This is a genomic window from Streptomyces sp. NPDC050264 (assembly GCF_040655895.1).
In the GTDB taxonomy this organism is placed as follows: domain Bacteria; phylum Actinomycetota; class Actinomycetes; order Streptomycetales; family Streptomycetaceae; genus Streptomyces.
On sequence record NZ_JBFAKV010000007.1, the window covers coordinates 68,446 to 83,735 of the forward strand.

Sequence of the window (15,290 nt, forward strand, 5' to 3'; positions counted from 1 at the left end):
CGACATGACGGACCTTCAGGGCCGTAGAGAAGAACTCGCCGCAAACCTGGCAACCGTGGAGGAACGTATCTCCGCGGCCTGTGCGGCGGCCGGCCGCAAGCGCGAGGACGTGACCCTGATCGTGGTCACCAAGACCTACCCCGCGCACGACGTCCGCATCCTCGCCGAACTCGGCGTGCTGCACGTGGCGGAGAACCGCGACCAGGACGCCGCCCCCAAGGCGGCGGAGTGCGCGGACCTCCCGCTCACCTGGCACTTCGTCGGCCAGTTGCAGACCAATAAGGTCCGTTCCGTGGTGAGTTATGCCGATCTGGTGCAGTCCGTGGATCGAGCGAAGCTCGTCACATCACTGTCCAAAGAGGCCGTGCGCGCGGAGCGCGAGCTGGGATGTCTCCTCCAGGTCGCACTCGACGCGCAGGAGGACGGCCGGGGCGAGCGAGGGGGTGTGGGCCTCGGTGGAGTAGCGGAGTTGGCCGCGCGCGTGGCCGAGGCTCCGGGGTTGCGGCTCGACGGGCTGATGACCGTCGCGCCCCTCACCGGGCCCTACGCGGGGCGGCAACAGGCGGCGTTCGAGCGCCTCATGGATTTGTCGACTGCCCTGCGCGCGGCCCATCCGGCTGCGAACATGGTCTCGGCAGGGATGAGTTCGGACCTCGAACAGGCCGTGGCGGCCGGAGCGACACATGTGCGCGTCGGTACGGCGGTACTCGGAGTCCGACCCGGGCTCGGGTAACGTCGCCAATAAGTCGGACCACAGCAGAAAATATGGTCATTCTCGCTGATGGGCGGGGAGGCCACGTGGATCGCGGGCACTTTGGTTGACGTCAGCTGATCCACCACAGAGCGGAGGACTCAGAGCATGGCCGGCGCGATGCGCAAGATGGCGGTCTACCTCGGCCTCGTGGAGGACGATGGGTACGACGGCCGGGGGTTCGACCCCGACGACGACTTCGAACCCGAGCTGGACCCGGAGCCCGAGCGTGACCGGCGACGGCACGAACCGTCGCATCAGTCACACAACTCCCGCGCCGCAGAAGCGGACGAATCGGTGCGAGTAGTGCAGCCGCCCGCACAGCGTGAGCCGGTGCGCCAGCCCGCTTCGCTCGCCGCTGAATCCGGACGTCCCGCGCGAATCGCCCCCGTGGCATCCATCACACCTGAACGTCAGAGCCTGGAGAAGAACGCACCGGTGATCATGCCCAAGGTCGTGTCCGAGCGGGAGCCCTACCGCATCACCACGCTGCACCCCCGGACCTACAACGAGGCCCGTACCATCGGGGAACACTTCCGTGAGGGCACTCCGGTGATCATGAATCTCACGGAGATGGACGACACCGACGCGAAGCGACTTGTCGACTTTGCCGCCGGTCTCGTCTTCGGTCTTCACGGCAGCATTGAGCGGGTGACCCAGAAGGTGTTCCTGTTGTCTCCTGCTAACGTCGATGTCACGGCGGAGGACAAGGCCCGTATCGCAGAGGGCGGATTCTTCAACCAGAGCTGAGACGCAGCATTAGTTCGACGACTGGCACAGTCAGTCACTGAGCACGAGACACAGGGGAGAGGGAACCGCCGACATGGGCGTGGTTTTGGATGTGGTCTACATCGCGCTGATGTGTTTCCTCATCGTGCTGATCTTCCGGCTGGTCATGGACTACGTCTTCCAGTTCGCCCGCTCGTGGCAACCCGGCAAGCCGATGGTGGTCGTTCTGGAGGCCACTTACACTGTCACTGATCCACCGCTCAAGCTTCTGCGGCGGGTCATCCCGCCGCTGCGTCTCGGGGGCGTGGCGCTCGACCTGTCCTTCTTCGTACTGATGATCATCGTCTACATCCTGATCTCCGTCGTGAGCCGGCTGTGAACGATACGGTCTTGCCGAATGCCGACGACTACGTTGAGGTGAAGAGATGCCGTTGACCCCCGAGGACGTGCGGAACAAGCAGTTCACGACCGTCCGCCTCCGAGAAGGCTATGACGAGGACGAGGTCGATGCCTTCCTCGATGAGGTCGAAGCCGAACTGACCCGCCTTCTCCGCGAGAACGAGGACCTGCGCGCCAAGCTGGCCGCTGCCACACGCGCTGCCGCGCAGAACCAGCAGCAGGGTGGTATGCGCAAGGGCCCCGGCCCCGGTGGCCCCGAGGGCCAGGGCGGTCCGCAGGACCAGCAGCAGGGACCCCCGCAGGGTATGCGCGGTCCGGGCGCCCCCGTGCCCGCCGGCATATCGGGCCCGCCGCAGCAGCAGATGGGCGGCCCCATGGGCGGTCCGCCGCAGCTGCCGAGCGGTGCCCCGCAGCTTCCGGCCGGTCCCGGTGGCCATGGCCCGCAGCAGGGTCAGGGTCCGCAGGGCCAGGGCCCGATGGGTCAGGGTCCGATGGGCCAGGGCCCCATGGGCCAAGGCCCGATGGGTCAGGGTCCGATGGGTCAGGGCCCGATGGGTCAGCCTCAGCTGAGCGGTCCGATGGGCGGCCCCATGGGCGGCCACGGCGGTCCGCAGATGCAGCAGCAGGGTCAGGGCCCCGGTGGCGACAGTGCCGCCCGTGTCCTCTCGCTGGCCCAGCAGACCGCCGACCAGGCGATCGCCGAGGCCCGCTCCGAGGCGAACAAGATCGTCGGCGAGGCGCGCAGCCGCGCCGAGGGTCTCGAGCGTGACGCCCGGTCCAAGGCCGACGCCTTGGAGCGGGACGCGCAGGAGAAGCACCGCGTCGCGATGGGCTCCCTGGAGTCCGCCCGCGCCACGCTGGAGCGCAAGGTCGAGGACCTGCGTGGCTTCGAGCGCGAGTACCGCACGCGTCTGAAGTCCTACCTGGAGTCGCAGCTGCGTCAGCTGGAGACCCAGGCCGACGACTCGCTGGCTCCGCCGCGTACCCCGGCGACCGCCTCGCTGCCGCCGTCCCCGGCGCCTTCGATGGCTCCGGCCGGTGCGGGTGCCCCGTCCTACGGCGGCAACCCGGCGATGGGCGGCCAGCCGTCCCCCGGTGGCCCGTCGTACGGCAACCAGCAGCAGATGTCGCCCGCGATGACGCAGCCGATGGCGCCGGTGCGGCCGCAGCCGCCGCAGCCGATGCAGCAGGCCCCGTCGCCGATGCGCGGGTTCCTCATCGACGAGGACGACAACTAGGCGCGCCCCTAGCGCCTGAAAAGGCGTCGGCGTTCATTCAGGCCCCGGCCCGGATCGTTTCTGCGATCCGGGCCGGGGCCTTTTCCGCGCCCACGGCTGTGCGGGCGTGCGGATACGCGGAAGGGCCGGGCCCCACCGGAGAACTCCCGGTGGGGCCCGGCCCTTCGTGGACTGTCAGGCCTTGCCGCTACGCCTTGCGGAGACGGAAGACCAGGCTCAGGCCCTCGTCCGTGAACGGGTCACCGTAGTCGGCGTCCGCCTCGCCCTGGGCGAAGTCCGTGGCGAGGACCTCGTCGGCGATCAGGCCCGAGTGCTCGGACAGGGCCGAGATCACCGCCGGGTCCGTCGACGTCCAGCGCAGGGCGATACGGTCCGCGACGTCCAGGCCGCTGTTCTTGCGCGCCTCCTGGATCAGCCGGATCGCGTCACGGGCCAGGCCCGCCTGCCGCAGCTCCTCCGTCAGCTCCAGGTCCAGTGCCACGGTCGCGCCGGAGTCCGAGGCCACGGACCAGCCCTCGCGCGGGGTCTCCGTGATGATGACCTCGTCGGGGGCGAGCGTGATCGTCTCGCCGTCGACCTCGACCGACGCCGTGCCCTCGCGCAGGGCGAGGGAGAGCGCCGCCGCGTCCGCCGCGGACACCGCCTTCGCGACGTCCTGGACGCGCTTGCCGAAGCGCTTGCCGAGCGCGCGGAAGTTGGCCTTGGCCGTGGTGTCGACCAGGCTGCCGCCGACCTCCGAGAGGGAGGCCAGGGAGGAGACGTTCAGCTCCTCCGTGATCTGCGCGTGCAGGTCCGTGCTGAGTGCGTCGAAGCCCGACGCCGCGACCAGCGCGCGCGACAGCGGCTGGCGGGTCTTGACGCCCGACTCCGCGCGCGTGGCGCGGCCGAGCTCCACCAGGCGGCGGACCAGGTCCATCTGCGTCGACAGGGTCGGGTCGATCGCCGAGCGGTCGGCCTCCGGCCACGCGGACAGGTGCACCGACTCCGGGGCGTCCGGGGAGACCGGGACGACCAGGTCCTGCCAGACCCGCTCCGTGATGAACGGGGTGAGCGGCGCCATCAGCTGCGTGACGGTCACCACCACGTCGTGCAGGGTGCGCAGCGCGGCCTTGTCGCCCTGCCAGAAGCGGCGGCGCGAACGGCGCACGTACCAGTTCGACAGGTCGTCGACGAACGCCGAGAGGAGCTTGCCGGCGCGCTGGGTGTCGTACGCCTCCAGGGCGGTGGTGACCTCGGCCGTGAGCTGGTGCAGCTCCGACAGCAGCCAGCGGTCCAGGACCGTGCGCTCGGCCGGGGCCGGGTCCGCCGCGCTGGGCGCCCAGCCCGACGTACGGGCGTACAGAGCCTGGAAGGCGACCGTGTTCCAGTAGGTGAGGAGCGTCTTGCGGACGACCTCCTGGATCGTGCCGTGGCCCACGCGGCGGGCCGCCCACGGGGAGCCGCCGGCCGCCATGAACCAGCGCACCGCGTCGGCGCCGTGCCGGTCCATCAGCGGGATCGGCTCCAGGGTGTTCCCCAGGTGCTTGGACATCTTGCGGCCGTCCTCGGCGAGGATGTGGCCCAGGCAGACCACGTTCTCGTACGACGACTTGTCGAAGACCAGGGTGCCGACGGCCATCAGCGTGTAGAACCAGCCGCGCGTCTGGTCGATCGCCTCGGAGATGAACTGCGCCGGGTACCGGGACTCGAAGAGTTCCTTGTTCTTGTACGGGTAGCCCCACTGCGCGAACGGCATCGAGCCCGAGTCGTACCAGGCGTCGATGACCTCCGGGACGCGCACCGCCGTCGCCGCGCAGCCCTCGTGGGTGCAGGTGAACGTGATGTCGTCGATGTACGGGCGGTGCGGGTCGAGGGACGACTGGTCCGTGCCCGTCAGCTGCGACAGCTCCTCGCGGGAGCCGACGCACGTGAGGTGGTCCTCCTCACAGCGCCAGATCGGCAGCGGGGTTCCCCAGTAGCGGTTGCGGGAGAGCGCCCAGTCGATGTTGTTCTGCAGCCAGTCGCCGAAGCGGCCGTTCTTGACGGTCTCCGGGAACCAGTTGGTCTTCTCGTTCTCCTGGAGGAGACGGTCCTTGACGGCCGTGGTGCGGATGTACCAGGAAGGCTGCGCGTAGTACAGCAGCGCCGTGTGGCAGCGCCAGCAGTGCGGGTAGCTGTGCTCGTACGGGAGGTGCTTGAAGAGCAGGCCGCGGTTGCCCAGGTCCGCGGTGAGCGCCTCGTCGGCCTTCTTGAAGAAGACGCCGCCCACGAGCGGGACGTCCTCCTCGAAGGTGCCGTCGGGGCGGACCGGGTTGACGACCGGCAGACCGTACGCGCGGCAGACCTTGAGGTCGTCCTCACCGAAGGCGGGGGACTGGTGGACCAGACCCGTACCGTCCTCGGTCGTCACGTAATCGGCGTTGACCACATAGTGCGCCTCGGCCGGGAACTCGACCAGCTCGAACGGGCGTTGATACTTCCAGCGCTCCATTTCGGCGCCGGTGAAGGACTCACCGGTCGGCTCCCAGCCCTCGCCGAGCGACTTCTCGACGAGCGGCTCGGCGACGACGAGCTTCTCCCGGCCGTCGCTCACCACGACGTAGCGGACCTCGGGGTGCGCGGCGACCGCGGTGTTCGACACCAGGGTCCAGGGCGTCGTCGTCCAGACCACGAGCGAGGCCTGGCCCGCCAGCGGACCGGAGGTGAGAGGGAAACGGACATAGACCGAGGGGTCGACGACCGTCTCGTACCCCTGCGCCAGCTCGTGGTCGGAGAGGCCGGTGCCGCAGCGCGGGCACCAGGGGGCGACGCGGTGGTCCTGGGTGAGGAGGCCCTTGTTGAAGATCTCCTTCAGCGACCACCAGACGGACTCGATGTACTCGGGGTCCATCGTGACGTAGGGGTCGTCGAGGTCGGTCCAGTACCCCATGCGGGTCGTCAGCTCGGCGAAGGCGTCGGTGTGCCGCAGCACGGACTCGCGGCACTTGTCGTTGAACGCGGCGATGCCGTACGCCTCGATGTCCTTCTTGCCGCTGAAGCCGAGCTCCTTCTCGACCGCCAGCTCCACCGGGAGGCCGTGGCAGTCCCAGCCCGCCTTACGGGCCACGTGGTAGCCGCGCATGGTGCGGAAGCGGGGGAAGACGTCCTTGAAGACGCGGGCCTCGATGTGGTGGGCGCCCGGCATGCCGTTGGCCGTGGGCGGGCCCTCGTAGAACACCCACTCGGGGCGCCCCTCGGACTGCTCCAGGGTCTTGGCGAAGATCTTCTGCTCGCGCCAGAAGTCGAGCACCGCGTGCTCGAGGGCGGGCAGATCGACCTGGGCGGGCACCTGGCGGTACTGCGTCATCAGTCTTCCTCCGGCGGACGTGCTTCTCTCCGTCGGAGGGACGAGAGGCTGCTGCGCCGTGTGCGGCGCGCTCCCGCGGTACCACCCTCCTTGGCCCGCCGGTGCCTGGTGTGCTCCGGTGAGCCCCCTCATTGGGGTCGCGATGCCGGGTCTACTGGCCGCTGCGCACGCACTGCGACGTTCTTCCGGCGGCTCCGGGGTGATCTTCGCTTCGCGCTCGCCTCCGGGCTTCCACCGACCCCGGATCGCTCTTGGCTGCGTACGCCGCTACTCGGCCCCATCCACGCTTCTCGCTGCGCCCAGTGTACGGCGCCGGGCGAGGGGCGGCCGACCGGTTTCCGCGGGGTCCGCGGGCGGGGCGTGCGACTGCGCGCGGTGACCCGAATGGCGATACGTACCGTGACTGATCCCGGCTGGTCGCCCGGCAGGCGCGGGGTGGGCGGGCAGGGGGCTGATTCCCCGGCGGAATACCGGCGGAACACCAGGCCGGGAGCGGGCAGAACGTCTGCGGATTCGTCGCGCGGGGGGCGCGGGACAGCCGGATCGGGCCCTGTGCCCCGTTGCCGCGGGCCCGGCGCCGATTTATCGTCCCAGCACGATTCGCGTGCAAGATCACAATATGTGAAGGGGCCGCGGCCATGGTGGCGAAAAAGACCGCCGTTCAGCAGTCGGCGTCCGGCAGAACCACGGGCGCGGGTGCCTCCGGCGCGGCGGCCCGAGCCTCCGGCGGGGCCGCCGGCAAGGACGTGGGGGAGAAGAAGGCACGTACCGCCAAGAAGGCGGCGAGCAAAAGCACCACCCCTTCGAAGAGCACCTCTTCGAAGAGCACCCCTGCGAAGGCCACGCCTTCTAAGAAGGCCTCTCCTGGGACCACGCCTCCTAAGGAGGGCGACAGCGCTGTCGCGCGTGGCGGGAAGGCCGCGACGGGGAAGCGTACGACCAAGAAGACGGCCGGTACGGCCAAGACGGCGGCAGGCGCGGCCAAGGGCAGTGCCGATGCCGCCGAGGGCGCGGCCGAGGCCGCGAAGACGACGGGAGCCACGACAGTGGTTGCGAAGAAGACTCAGGGCACGGCCACGGCGGCGAAGAAGCCCGGCGCGGTTCCCAAGGCGCGGGCGTCCGCCGTGGAGCCCGGCGAGCTGCCCGTCCGGCCCGGTGAGGACCCCTGGACCCCGGACGAGGTCGAGGAGGCGCGCGCCGAGCTGCAGAGCGAGGCGCTGCGGCTGGGGAGCGAGATCGAGGCGTCGGAGCAGGGGCTCGCCGGTCTGATGCGGGACTCCGGGGACGGGGCCGGGGACGACGAGGCCGACACCGGGACGAAGAACATCACGCGCGAGCACGAGATGTCGCTGGCCGCCAACGCGCGGGAGATGCTGCTGCAGACCGAGCGGGCCCTGGAGCGGCTGGACGCCGGTACGTACGGGCTTTGCGAGAACTGCGGGAAGCCCATCGGCAAGGCGCGCATGCAGGCCTTTCCGCGGGCGACCCTGTGCGTGGAGTGCAAGCAGCAGCAGGAGCGCCGCTACTGAGGCCCGGGGCCGCACCGTCCCTGGGGCCGTCGCGCGCGGGTGCCGTACTCTCGTCCTCAGTCAGGTACCTAGGTTGAGGGACTCACGTGACAGAGGCGGAGCGCATCATCGGTACGCCGGATTCCCCCGAGGCGGGGGCAGCGGAGCCGGAGAAGGCCGACGGGACGGACCCGGCGACGGCCCCGCCGGCCGACGAGGCCGTCGCCGAGCGGCCCAGGGGCAGGCGGCGCATCGCCGTGCTGTTCGCCGTGGCCGCTCTGGCGTACGCGTTGGACCTGGGCAGCAAGCTGGCCGTGGTCGCGAAGCTGGAGCACCGTGACTCCATCCGGATCCTGGGTGACTGGCTGCAGCTGGAGGTGATCCGCAACCCCGGGGCCGCCTGGGGCATCGGCGAGGCCTTCACGATCGTCTTCACACTGATCGCCGCGGCGGTGATCGTCGTCATCGCGCGGCTGGCGAAGAAGCTCTACAGCACGCCCTGGGCGATCGCGCTCGGGCTGCTGCTCGGCGGGGCGATCGGCAACCTGACCGACCGGATCTTCCGCGCTCCGGGCGTCTTCGAGGGTGCCGTCGTCGACTTCATCGCGCCGAAGAACTATCCGGTCTTCAACCTCGCCGACTCCGCGATCGTGTGCGGCGGCATCCTGATCGTGCTGCTCTCCTTCCGCGGGATCGACCCGGACGGGACCGTCCACAAGGACTGACCCACGGGGCCCCTGAGCGGGGGCTGTGGTGCGGGGCTGTCGGTGTGCTCCTGCATACTCGACGGGTGAGCACCATTCCCGAGATCCGAACCCTGCCCGTGCCCGACGGCCTGGAGGGCGAGCGCGTCGACGCCGCCATCTCCCGCATGTTCGGCTTCTCCCGCACCAAGGCCGCCGAGCTCGCCGCCGCCGGGAAGGTCACGGTGGACGGTTCGGTCGTGGGCAAGTCCGAGCGGGTGCACGGCGGGGCCTGGCTGGAAGTGGAGATGCCGCAGGCGCCCGCTCCGGTGCAGATCGTCGCCGAGCCCGTCGAGGGCATGGAGATCGTGCACGACGACGACGACATCGTGGTCATCGTGAAGCCGGTCGGCGTCGCCGCCCACCCGAGCCCGGGCTGGACCGGGACGACCGTCATCGGCGGGCTCGCCGCCGCCGGGTACCGGATCTCCACGTCCGGTGCCGCCGAGCGGCAGGGCATCGTGCACCGCCTCGACGTCGGCACCTCCGGGCTCATGGCGGTCGCCAAGTCCGAGCGTGCGTACACGTCGCTGAAGCGGCAGTTCAAGGAGCGCGTGCCCGACAAGCGTTACCACGCGCTCGTGCAGGGCCACCCCGACCCGATGAGCGGCACCATCGACGCACCGATCGGGCGCCACCCGAACCACGACTACAAGTGGGCCGTGACGGCGGAGGGCAAGCCCTCGGTCACGCACTACGACCTCATCGAGGCGTTCCGGGCCGCGTCCTTGCTGGACATCAAGCTGGAGACGGGCCGCACGCACCAGATCCGCGTGCACATGTCCGCGCACCGGCACCCCTGTGTCGGCGACCTGACGTACGGCGCCGACCCGACGATCGCCAAGCGGCTCGGCCTCACCAGGCAGTGGCTGCACGCGGTGCGGCTCGGGTTCGAGCACCCGGCCGACGGGCAGTGGGTCGAGTTCGAGAGCGAGTACCCCGAGGACCTGCAGACCGCGCTCGACCGGGTCCGGGCGGAGAGCGAGTGAGCGCCGGCGTCTACGTCGTGCGGGTGGCCGAGGCCGACGCGGACCGCGCGTCCTGCTTCGCCGTGCGCAAGGAGGTCTTCGTCGGTGAGCAGGGCGTTCCCGAGGATCTCGAATACGACGAGTACGACGCCGGGGCCGTGCATGTGCTGGCGGTCCGGGAGGACGGGCTGCCGCTCGGGACGGGCCGGCTGCTGACCGGCGCCGCCGCCGCGGTGAAGAACGGCGGGGCCGCGGACGTCGGAGCGCTCGGGCGGCTGGCCGTGGCGAAGGCCGCCCGCGGCCTGGGCGTGGGCGCGGCTCTGGTCCGGGCCATCGAGGACGCGGCTCGCGAGCGCGGGCTCGCCGCGGTCGATCTTCATGCGCAGACGCATGCGCTGGGGTTCTACGAGCGGCTCGGTTATGCCGTGTACGGGCCCGAGTTCCCGGACGCGGGGATTCCGCACCGGGCGATGCGCAAGAGCCTGGGCTAGATCTGCGGGGCGCGGCTCGGGCCGTAGGGCGGTTTGCCCGGATACGCGTGGCACTCTTGAGGCCGGAACGTCCTTGATCGTCGACTCTGGTCGGAGCACCCGTGGATCAATTGGCCCTGCTGTTCGTGCTGTTGCTCGGGGCCGTCCTGAGCGTGCCGCTCGGCGACCGGCTCGGGCTGCCCGCGCCCGTCCTGATGACGCTGCTCGGTATCGTCCTGGCCCTGATCCGCGCCGTGCCGAACGTCGACATCCCACCGGACCTGATCCTTCCGCTGGTGCTGCCACCCCTGCTCTACGCGGCCGTGCACCGCACCTCATGGCGGCAGTTCGCGGCCAACAAACGGCCCATCTTCCTGCTCGCCGTCGCGCTCGTCTTCGTCACCACGGCCGCGGTCGCCGGCGTCGCGCACGCGGTCGTGCCGGGTCTGCCGCTCGCCGCCGCCGTCGCGCTCGGCGCGCTCGTGGCGCCGCCCGACCCGGTCGCCGCGACCGCCGTCGCCGGTCAACTCGGCCTGCCCCGGCGCCTGGTGTCGATCCTGGAGGGCGAGGGACTGTTCAACGACGTGACCGCGATCGTGCTCTACCACGTCGCGATCGCCGCCGCCGTCAGCGGCAGTTTCTCGCTGCCGCACGCCGCGCTCGAACTGGTCCTGTCCGCGGTCGTCGCCGTCGCCGTCGGTGTCGGGCTCGGCTGGGCGGCCAACCGGCTCATGGGCTACCTCGGCGACGCCACGCTCCAGATCGGCCTCACGCTCCTGGTCCCGTACGCCTCCTACGTGCTGGCCGAGGAGCTCAAGGGCTCGGGCGTCCTCGCCGTCCTCACCGTCGCCATGTTCCTGGCCGAGCGCGCCTTCGACGCCGACGACGTGCTCACGCGGCTGACCGGCCGCGCCTTCTGGGACGTCGTCGACACCCTCGTCACCGGTGTCGCCTTCGGGCTCATCGGCCTGGAGGTGCACAACGTCGTACGGACGGCGGAGGGGCGCTGGGGCGAGATGCTCGGCTGGGCGGCCGCCGTCGTCGGCGTCGTCATCGTCGTACGCCTGCTGTGGCTGCTGCCGATGACCTGGGTGACCCAGCGGCTGCACGCGCGGCGCGACATCGCCGAGGAGATCCCGGTGAGCTGGCGCGAGACCGTCATCATGTGGTGGTCCGGGATGCGCGGTGTGGCCTCCGTGGCCCTGGCCCTCGCCATCCCCCTGACCATGGACGACAAGTCACCGTTCCCGGACCGGGACGAGATCGTCTTCATCGCCTTCGGGGTCATCATGGCGACCCTCGTGCTCCAGGGGCTGAGCCTGCCGTGGCTGGTGAAGAAGCTGAAGGTGACGGCCGACACCGAGAGCGAGGTGGAGTACGAGAAGCAGCTCGCGCTGCGCGCCGCGAAGGCCGCGAAGCGACGCCTCAAGGAGATCGAGGACGTCGAGGAGCTGCCGGAGGAGGTGCAGGAGCAGATGCTGCGGCGGGCGTACGACATCGGGCTGCGCATCAACCCGGAGATGGGCGCGGAGGAACGGCGCTCGACCCAGGCGCGCTTCGCCCGGATCAAGCGGGTGCGGCGGATCCAGAACGAGATGCTGTCGGCGGCGCGCCACGAGGTGCTGGCCGCGCGCAGCGAGCCCGGGGCCGACCCCGAGATCGTCGACCGGGTGCTACGACAGCTGGATGTGCGCAGCCTGCGTTAGGCGGGGGCTTGTTCACCGGCTTGGTTCATTGCCCGCACTTCGAGCACGCTCGACGGCCTACGCTCGCGCCCATGGCACGCAACGTGGTAATCACCGGTGGTGGTACGGGAATCGGGCTCGCGGCGGCCCAGGCCTTCGCCGCCGCGGGAGATCGGGTCCTGCTGCTCGGGCGGCGGGCCGACGTCCTCGACAAGGCCGGGGTGGCGGGCGCCCTGACCTTCGCCGCCGATCTCGGTACGGTCCAAGGGGCGCGCGGCGCCGCCGACTTCGCCCTCGACGCGTTCGGCGGCACGGTCGACGTGCTGGTGCACAGCGCCGGCGGGCTCGGCGCACGGGAACCCGGGGGCGGGGACGGGGGCGACCCGCTCGACGCCGTCGCGCACGAGTGGACCGCCAACTTCCGTATCAACACGCTCACTTCGGTCCTGCTGACCGAGGCGCTGCGCGACCACCTCGCCGCGCCGGGCGGCCGGGTCCTCTTCCTCTCCTCCATCGCCGCCCTGCGCGGCTCCGGCAACGGTTCGTACGGGGGAGCCAAGGCGGCCCTGCACCCCTACACCTTCGACCTGGCCAAGGCGCTCGGGCCGCGCGGCATCACCGTGAACGCGGTCGCGCCCGGCTATGTCGAGGAGACCGGGTTCTTCGGGCGTGAGATGTCCGAGGAGGAGTACGGGCGGCGGGTCGGCGCCATCCCGACGGGACGCGCCGGCTCGCCCGACGACATCGCCGCCACGCTGACCTGGCTCGCGTCGCCGGCCGCCGGGCACGTCACCGCGCAGATCATCCAGGTCAACGGCGGGGAGGAACGGGGGCGCTGAAGCCCCGGGGCGGTCAGCCGCGGCCCGTGCGGGGCGCGCGGCCGTTGTGCGTGAGCACGTGGTCCGGGAGGGACGTCGCCATGTCCTCCGGGGCGATCAGGGCCGTCGCCGTGTTGATCCGCGGCAGCGCGTACGGATGCCGCTCGGTCAGCCAGCGCAGCAGCTGCTCGCGGACCGCGACCCGGACCGTCCAGATGTCGTCCGCGTCCTTGGCCGTGACCACGGCGCGCACCTGCATCGTGCTGGGCGTGGTGTCCGTGACGGCCAGGCTCCAGTCGCGGCCGTCCCAGGCGGCGCTGTCGAGCAGGATGTCGTGCAGCTTCTCGCGCATCAGAGGCACGGGGGCGCTGTGGTCGAGGTGGAAGAAGACGGTGCCGGTCATCTGGGATCCGCCGCGCGACCAGTTCTCGAACGGCTTCGACGTGAAGTACGACACAGGCATCGTGATCCGGCGCTCGTCCCAGGTGCGTACGGCGAGGAACGTGAGGGTGATCTCCTCGATGGTGCCCCACTCGCCGTCCACGACGACGGTGTCGCCGATCCGCACCATGTCGCCGAACGCGATCTGGAACCCCGCGAAGAGGTTGCCGAGCGTCGACTGCGCGGCGACACCGGCGACGATGCCCAGGATGCCGGCCGAGGCCAGCAGCGAGGCGCCGGCGGCCTTGAACGCGGGGAACGTCAGCAGCATCGCGGAGATCGCGATGACGCCCACGACCGCGATGACGATGCGCTGGATCAGCGTGACCTGGGTGCGCACCCGGCGGACCCGGGCCGCGTCACGGTGGCTGGTGGCGTAGCGGGCGTAGGACGACTCGACGACGGCGGTGGCGATCCGCACGATCAGCCATGCGGTGGCGCCGATCAGGACCAGACTCAGCGTCTGTCCGATGCCGGCCGAGTGCTCCTTACTGATCTTCGCCTGGTCGTAGGACCCTCTCAGCAGGGCCGCGCAGAGCACGAACTGGAACGGCAGGCGGCAGCGGCGCAGCAGTCCCCACAATGGAGTCTCGTGGTGGCGTCGGTCGGTGCGTTGCAGCAGTCGGTCGAGGGCCCACCCGAGAAGGAGTGTGAGCACGACCGAGCCACCTACAACGATCAGCGGGCGCAGTACGTTCTCCATGCTTCGACGGTAACCGGGATCGGCCGCCTCTAACCTGTGGCGTTCCTGGCACCATGGGCCTCATGAACATCATGCTTTTCCACTCCACGTACGGACTGCGGCCCGCCGTGGAGGCCGCGGCCGACCGGCTGCGCGGCGCCGGGCACGAGGTGTGGACCCCGGATCTCTTCGAGGGCCGCACCTTCGACACCGTCGAGGAGGGCATGGCCCACCGGGACGAGATCGGCAAGGACGAGCTGCTCAAGCGCGCCGTACTGGCCGCCGCGCCCTACTCCGACCGGGGCCTCGTGTACGCGGGATTCTCGTTCGGCGCCGCCACCGCGCAGACCCTCGCCCTCGGCGACGCCAAGGCGAAGGGACTGCTGCTCCTGCACGGCACGTCCGACCTCGCGGCGAACGCGTCGGTGGACGAGCTGCCGGTCCAGCTGCACGTAGCCGAGCCCGACCCCTTCGAGACGGACGACTGGCTGACCGCCTGGTACCTGCAGATGGGGCGCGCGGGCGCGGACGTGGAGGTCTACCGCTACGCCGGGGCCGGCCACATCTACACCGACCCCGATCTGCCCGACTACGACGAGGAGGCCGCCGAGGCCACCTGGCGGGTGGCGCTCGGCTTCCTGGAGACCCTCTGAGGGACCGGGCGGGCCCGGGTCAGCCCTTGAGGGCCTTGTCCACGGCGGTGTTCCAGTCGTCGACGGTGCTCGGCGCGTTCTCGCCGTCGGAGCCGGTGAGCTTCTTGCCGTCGAGGACGAAGGACGGGGTGCCCTGCACTCCGTACTTGTTGTCGTCGAAGCCCTTCGACATCTCCAGGGCCCACTTGTCGAAGGTGCCGCCCTTGACGTCCTTCTGGAAGGTCTTGTCGTTCTTCAGCGCGGGGACGGTGTTCGCGATCTTGATGAGGTACGCGTCGTCCTTGAACTTGTCGCTGGTCTCCTCCGGGTGCCACTTCGTGGAGTAGAGGGCTTCCTTGTAGTCCCAGAAGGCGTCCTTGGACACGTTCAGGGCGGCACCGAGCGCGCTCAGCGCGTTCTTCGAGCCCTCGCCCTGGAGGTTGGTGTCGAGGAAGGTGGCGCCGACGTACTGGATCTTGTACTTGCCGTCGTCCATGTCCTTCTTGAGCGTCGGGCCGACGGCCTGCTCGAAGGCGGCACAGACGGGGCAGCGCGAGTCCTCGTACGCGATGATCGTCTTCTTGGCCGAGTCCTTGCCGAGGATCACCGTGGTGTTGTTCTTGCCACTGGTGTTCTTGGGCGCCACCAGGGCGTCGTCCTTCGCGGCCTCCCAGTAGGAGGGCTTGTTGCCCTGCATCACCAGGTAGCTGGCGACGCCGGCTATCGCCAGGACCGCGACGATGGAACCGGCGACGACCGCCTGCCGCTTCGCCTTGTCCTTCTTGGCCTGGCGCTCGCGCTCGACCCGCAGCCGCTCGCGGGCCGCGGTCTTCGCCTGCTGGCTGTTGCGCTTGCTCATGATCTGTTGCTCCGTGGGTTCGTGAGAGAGGTTCGGGGGACT

The 15,290-nt window shown here is 70.2% G+C and carries 14 protein-coding genes; 11 read left to right on the top strand and 3 right to left on the bottom strand.

Going from position 1 to position 15,290, the window contains the following annotated elements:
- Positions 1–4 precede the first annotated feature (4 nt).
- The 4 genes from AB0J02_RS14255 to AB0J02_RS14270 all read left to right on the top strand — a co-directional run bounded on the left by AB0J02_RS14255 (position 5) and on the right by AB0J02_RS14270 (position 3,117).
- Positions 5–733, top strand: a complete 729-nt coding sequence (locus AB0J02_RS14255; RefSeq protein ID WP_363193934.1) for a YggS family pyridoxal phosphate-dependent enzyme — start codon at positions 5–7, stop codon at positions 731–733.
- A 126-nt stretch (positions 734–859) separates the two neighbouring features.
- Positions 860–1,501, top strand: a complete 642-nt coding sequence (sepF, locus tag AB0J02_RS14260; RefSeq protein ID WP_363193935.1) for a cell division protein SepF — start codon at positions 860–862, stop codon at positions 1,499–1,501.
- A gap of 73 nt (positions 1,502–1,574) precedes the next feature.
- Positions 1,575–1,859 (top strand): YggT family protein, encoded by a 285-nt coding sequence (locus AB0J02_RS14265; RefSeq protein WP_356491174.1) that lies wholly within the window; start codon positions 1,575–1,577, stop codon positions 1,857–1,859.
- A gap of 46 nt (positions 1,860–1,905) precedes the next feature.
- Positions 1,906–3,117, top strand: a complete 1,212-nt coding sequence (locus AB0J02_RS14270; RefSeq protein ID WP_363193936.1) for a DivIVA domain-containing protein — start codon at positions 1,906–1,908, stop codon at positions 3,115–3,117.
- Positions 3,118–3,304: 187 nt separating this feature from the next.
- Here the strand turns inward: AB0J02_RS14270 and ileS are convergent, their stop codons facing one another.
- Entirely contained in the window at positions 3,305–6,442 is a 3,138-nt protein-coding gene (gene ileS / locus AB0J02_RS14275) for an isoleucine--tRNA ligase (protein WP_363193937.1), read from the bottom strand.
- 638 nt (positions 6,443–7,080) lie between these two features.
- Here ileS and AB0J02_RS14280 point away from each other — a divergent pair.
- From AB0J02_RS14280 to AB0J02_RS14305, 6 genes are all read left to right on the top strand, one after another.
- Entirely contained in the window at positions 7,081–7,971 is an 891-nt protein-coding gene (locus AB0J02_RS14280) for a TraR/DksA family transcriptional regulator (protein ID WP_363193938.1), read from the top strand.
- Between the two features lie 86 nt (positions 7,972–8,057).
- A complete protein-coding gene (gene lspA / locus AB0J02_RS14285) occupies positions 8,058–8,675 on the top strand; it encodes a signal peptidase II (protein ID WP_363193939.1) in 618 nt (205 codons plus the stop codon).
- A 65-nt stretch (positions 8,676–8,740) separates the two neighbouring features.
- Complete coding sequence (locus AB0J02_RS14290; RefSeq protein ID WP_363193940.1) at positions 8,741–9,682, top strand: RluA family pseudouridine synthase; 942 nt, start codon at positions 8,741–8,743, stop codon at positions 9,680–9,682.
- Positions 9,679–10,152 (top strand): GNAT family N-acetyltransferase, encoded by a 474-nt coding sequence (locus AB0J02_RS14295; protein WP_363193941.1) that lies wholly within the window; start codon positions 9,679–9,681, stop codon positions 10,150–10,152. The genes AB0J02_RS14290 and AB0J02_RS14295 overlap by 4 nt, the downstream gene beginning before the upstream one ends.
- Positions 10,153–10,253: 101 nt before the next feature.
- A complete protein-coding gene (locus tag AB0J02_RS14300; protein ID WP_363193942.1) occupies positions 10,254–11,837 on the top strand; it encodes a Na+/H+ antiporter in 1,584 nt (527 codons plus the stop codon).
- 71 nt (positions 11,838–11,908) lie between these two features.
- The gene (locus tag AB0J02_RS14305; RefSeq protein WP_363193943.1) at positions 11,909–12,655 is read left to right on the top strand and encodes an SDR family oxidoreductase; all 747 of its coding nucleotides are present in this window, start codon (positions 11,909–11,911) and stop codon (positions 12,653–12,655) included.
- Between the two features lie 13 nt (positions 12,656–12,668).
- On the opposite strand, the gene AB0J02_RS14310 is transcribed toward AB0J02_RS14305, so the two are convergent.
- Complete coding sequence (locus AB0J02_RS14310; protein WP_363193944.1) at positions 12,669–13,778, bottom strand: mechanosensitive ion channel domain-containing protein; 1,110 nt, start codon at positions 13,776–13,778, stop codon at positions 12,669–12,671.
- A 62-nt stretch (positions 13,779–13,840) separates the two neighbouring features.
- Here AB0J02_RS14310 and AB0J02_RS14315 point away from each other — a divergent pair, with 62 nt between their 5' ends.
- Positions 13,841–14,410 (top strand): dienelactone hydrolase family protein, encoded by a 570-nt coding sequence (locus AB0J02_RS14315; protein ID WP_363193945.1) that lies wholly within the window; start codon positions 13,841–13,843, stop codon positions 14,408–14,410.
- Between the two features lie 19 nt (positions 14,411–14,429).
- Here AB0J02_RS14315 and AB0J02_RS14320 read toward each other — a convergent pair whose 3' ends face one another.
- Positions 14,430–15,248 carry a thioredoxin domain-containing protein gene (locus AB0J02_RS14320; RefSeq protein WP_363193946.1) on the bottom strand — a complete coding sequence of 273 codons (819 nt, stop codon included), beginning with the start codon at positions 15,246–15,248 and terminating at the stop codon, positions 14,430–14,432.
- Positions 15,249–15,290: the final 42 nt, after the last annotated feature.

Excerpts from the sequence above, each read along its gene's own strand:
- AB0J02_RS14255 (WP_363193934.1), top strand. The coding sequence starts at position 5 with ATGACGGACCTTCAGGGCCGTAGAGAAGAACTCGCCGCAAACCTGGCA.
- sepF (WP_363193935.1), top strand. The coding sequence starts at position 860 with ATGGCCGGCGCGATGCGCAAGATGGCGGTCTACCTCGGCCTCGTGGAG.
- AB0J02_RS14265 (WP_356491174.1), top strand. The coding sequence starts at position 1,575 with ATGGGCGTGGTTTTGGATGTGGTCTACATCGCGCTGATGTGTTTCCTC.
- AB0J02_RS14270 (WP_363193936.1), top strand. The coding sequence starts at position 1,906 with ATGCCGTTGACCCCCGAGGACGTGCGGAACAAGCAGTTCACGACCGTC.
- ileS (WP_363193937.1), bottom strand. The coding sequence starts at position 6,442 with ATGACGCAGTACCGCCAGGTGCCCGCCCAGGTCGATCTGCCCGCCCTC.
- AB0J02_RS14280 (WP_363193938.1), top strand. The coding sequence starts at position 7,081 with ATGGTGGCGAAAAAGACCGCCGTTCAGCAGTCGGCGTCCGGCAGAACC.
- AB0J02_RS14305 (WP_363193943.1), top strand. The coding sequence starts at position 11,909 with ATGGCACGCAACGTGGTAATCACCGGTGGTGGTACGGGAATCGGGCTC.
- AB0J02_RS14310 (WP_363193944.1), bottom strand. The coding sequence starts at position 13,778 with ATGGAGAACGTACTGCGCCCGCTGATCGTTGTAGGTGGCTCGGTCGTG.
- AB0J02_RS14315 (WP_363193945.1), top strand. The coding sequence starts at position 13,841 with ATGAACATCATGCTTTTCCACTCCACGTACGGACTGCGGCCCGCCGTG.
- AB0J02_RS14320 (WP_363193946.1), bottom strand. The coding sequence starts at position 15,248 with ATGAGCAAGCGCAACAGCCAGCAGGCGAAGACCGCGGCCCGCGAGCGG.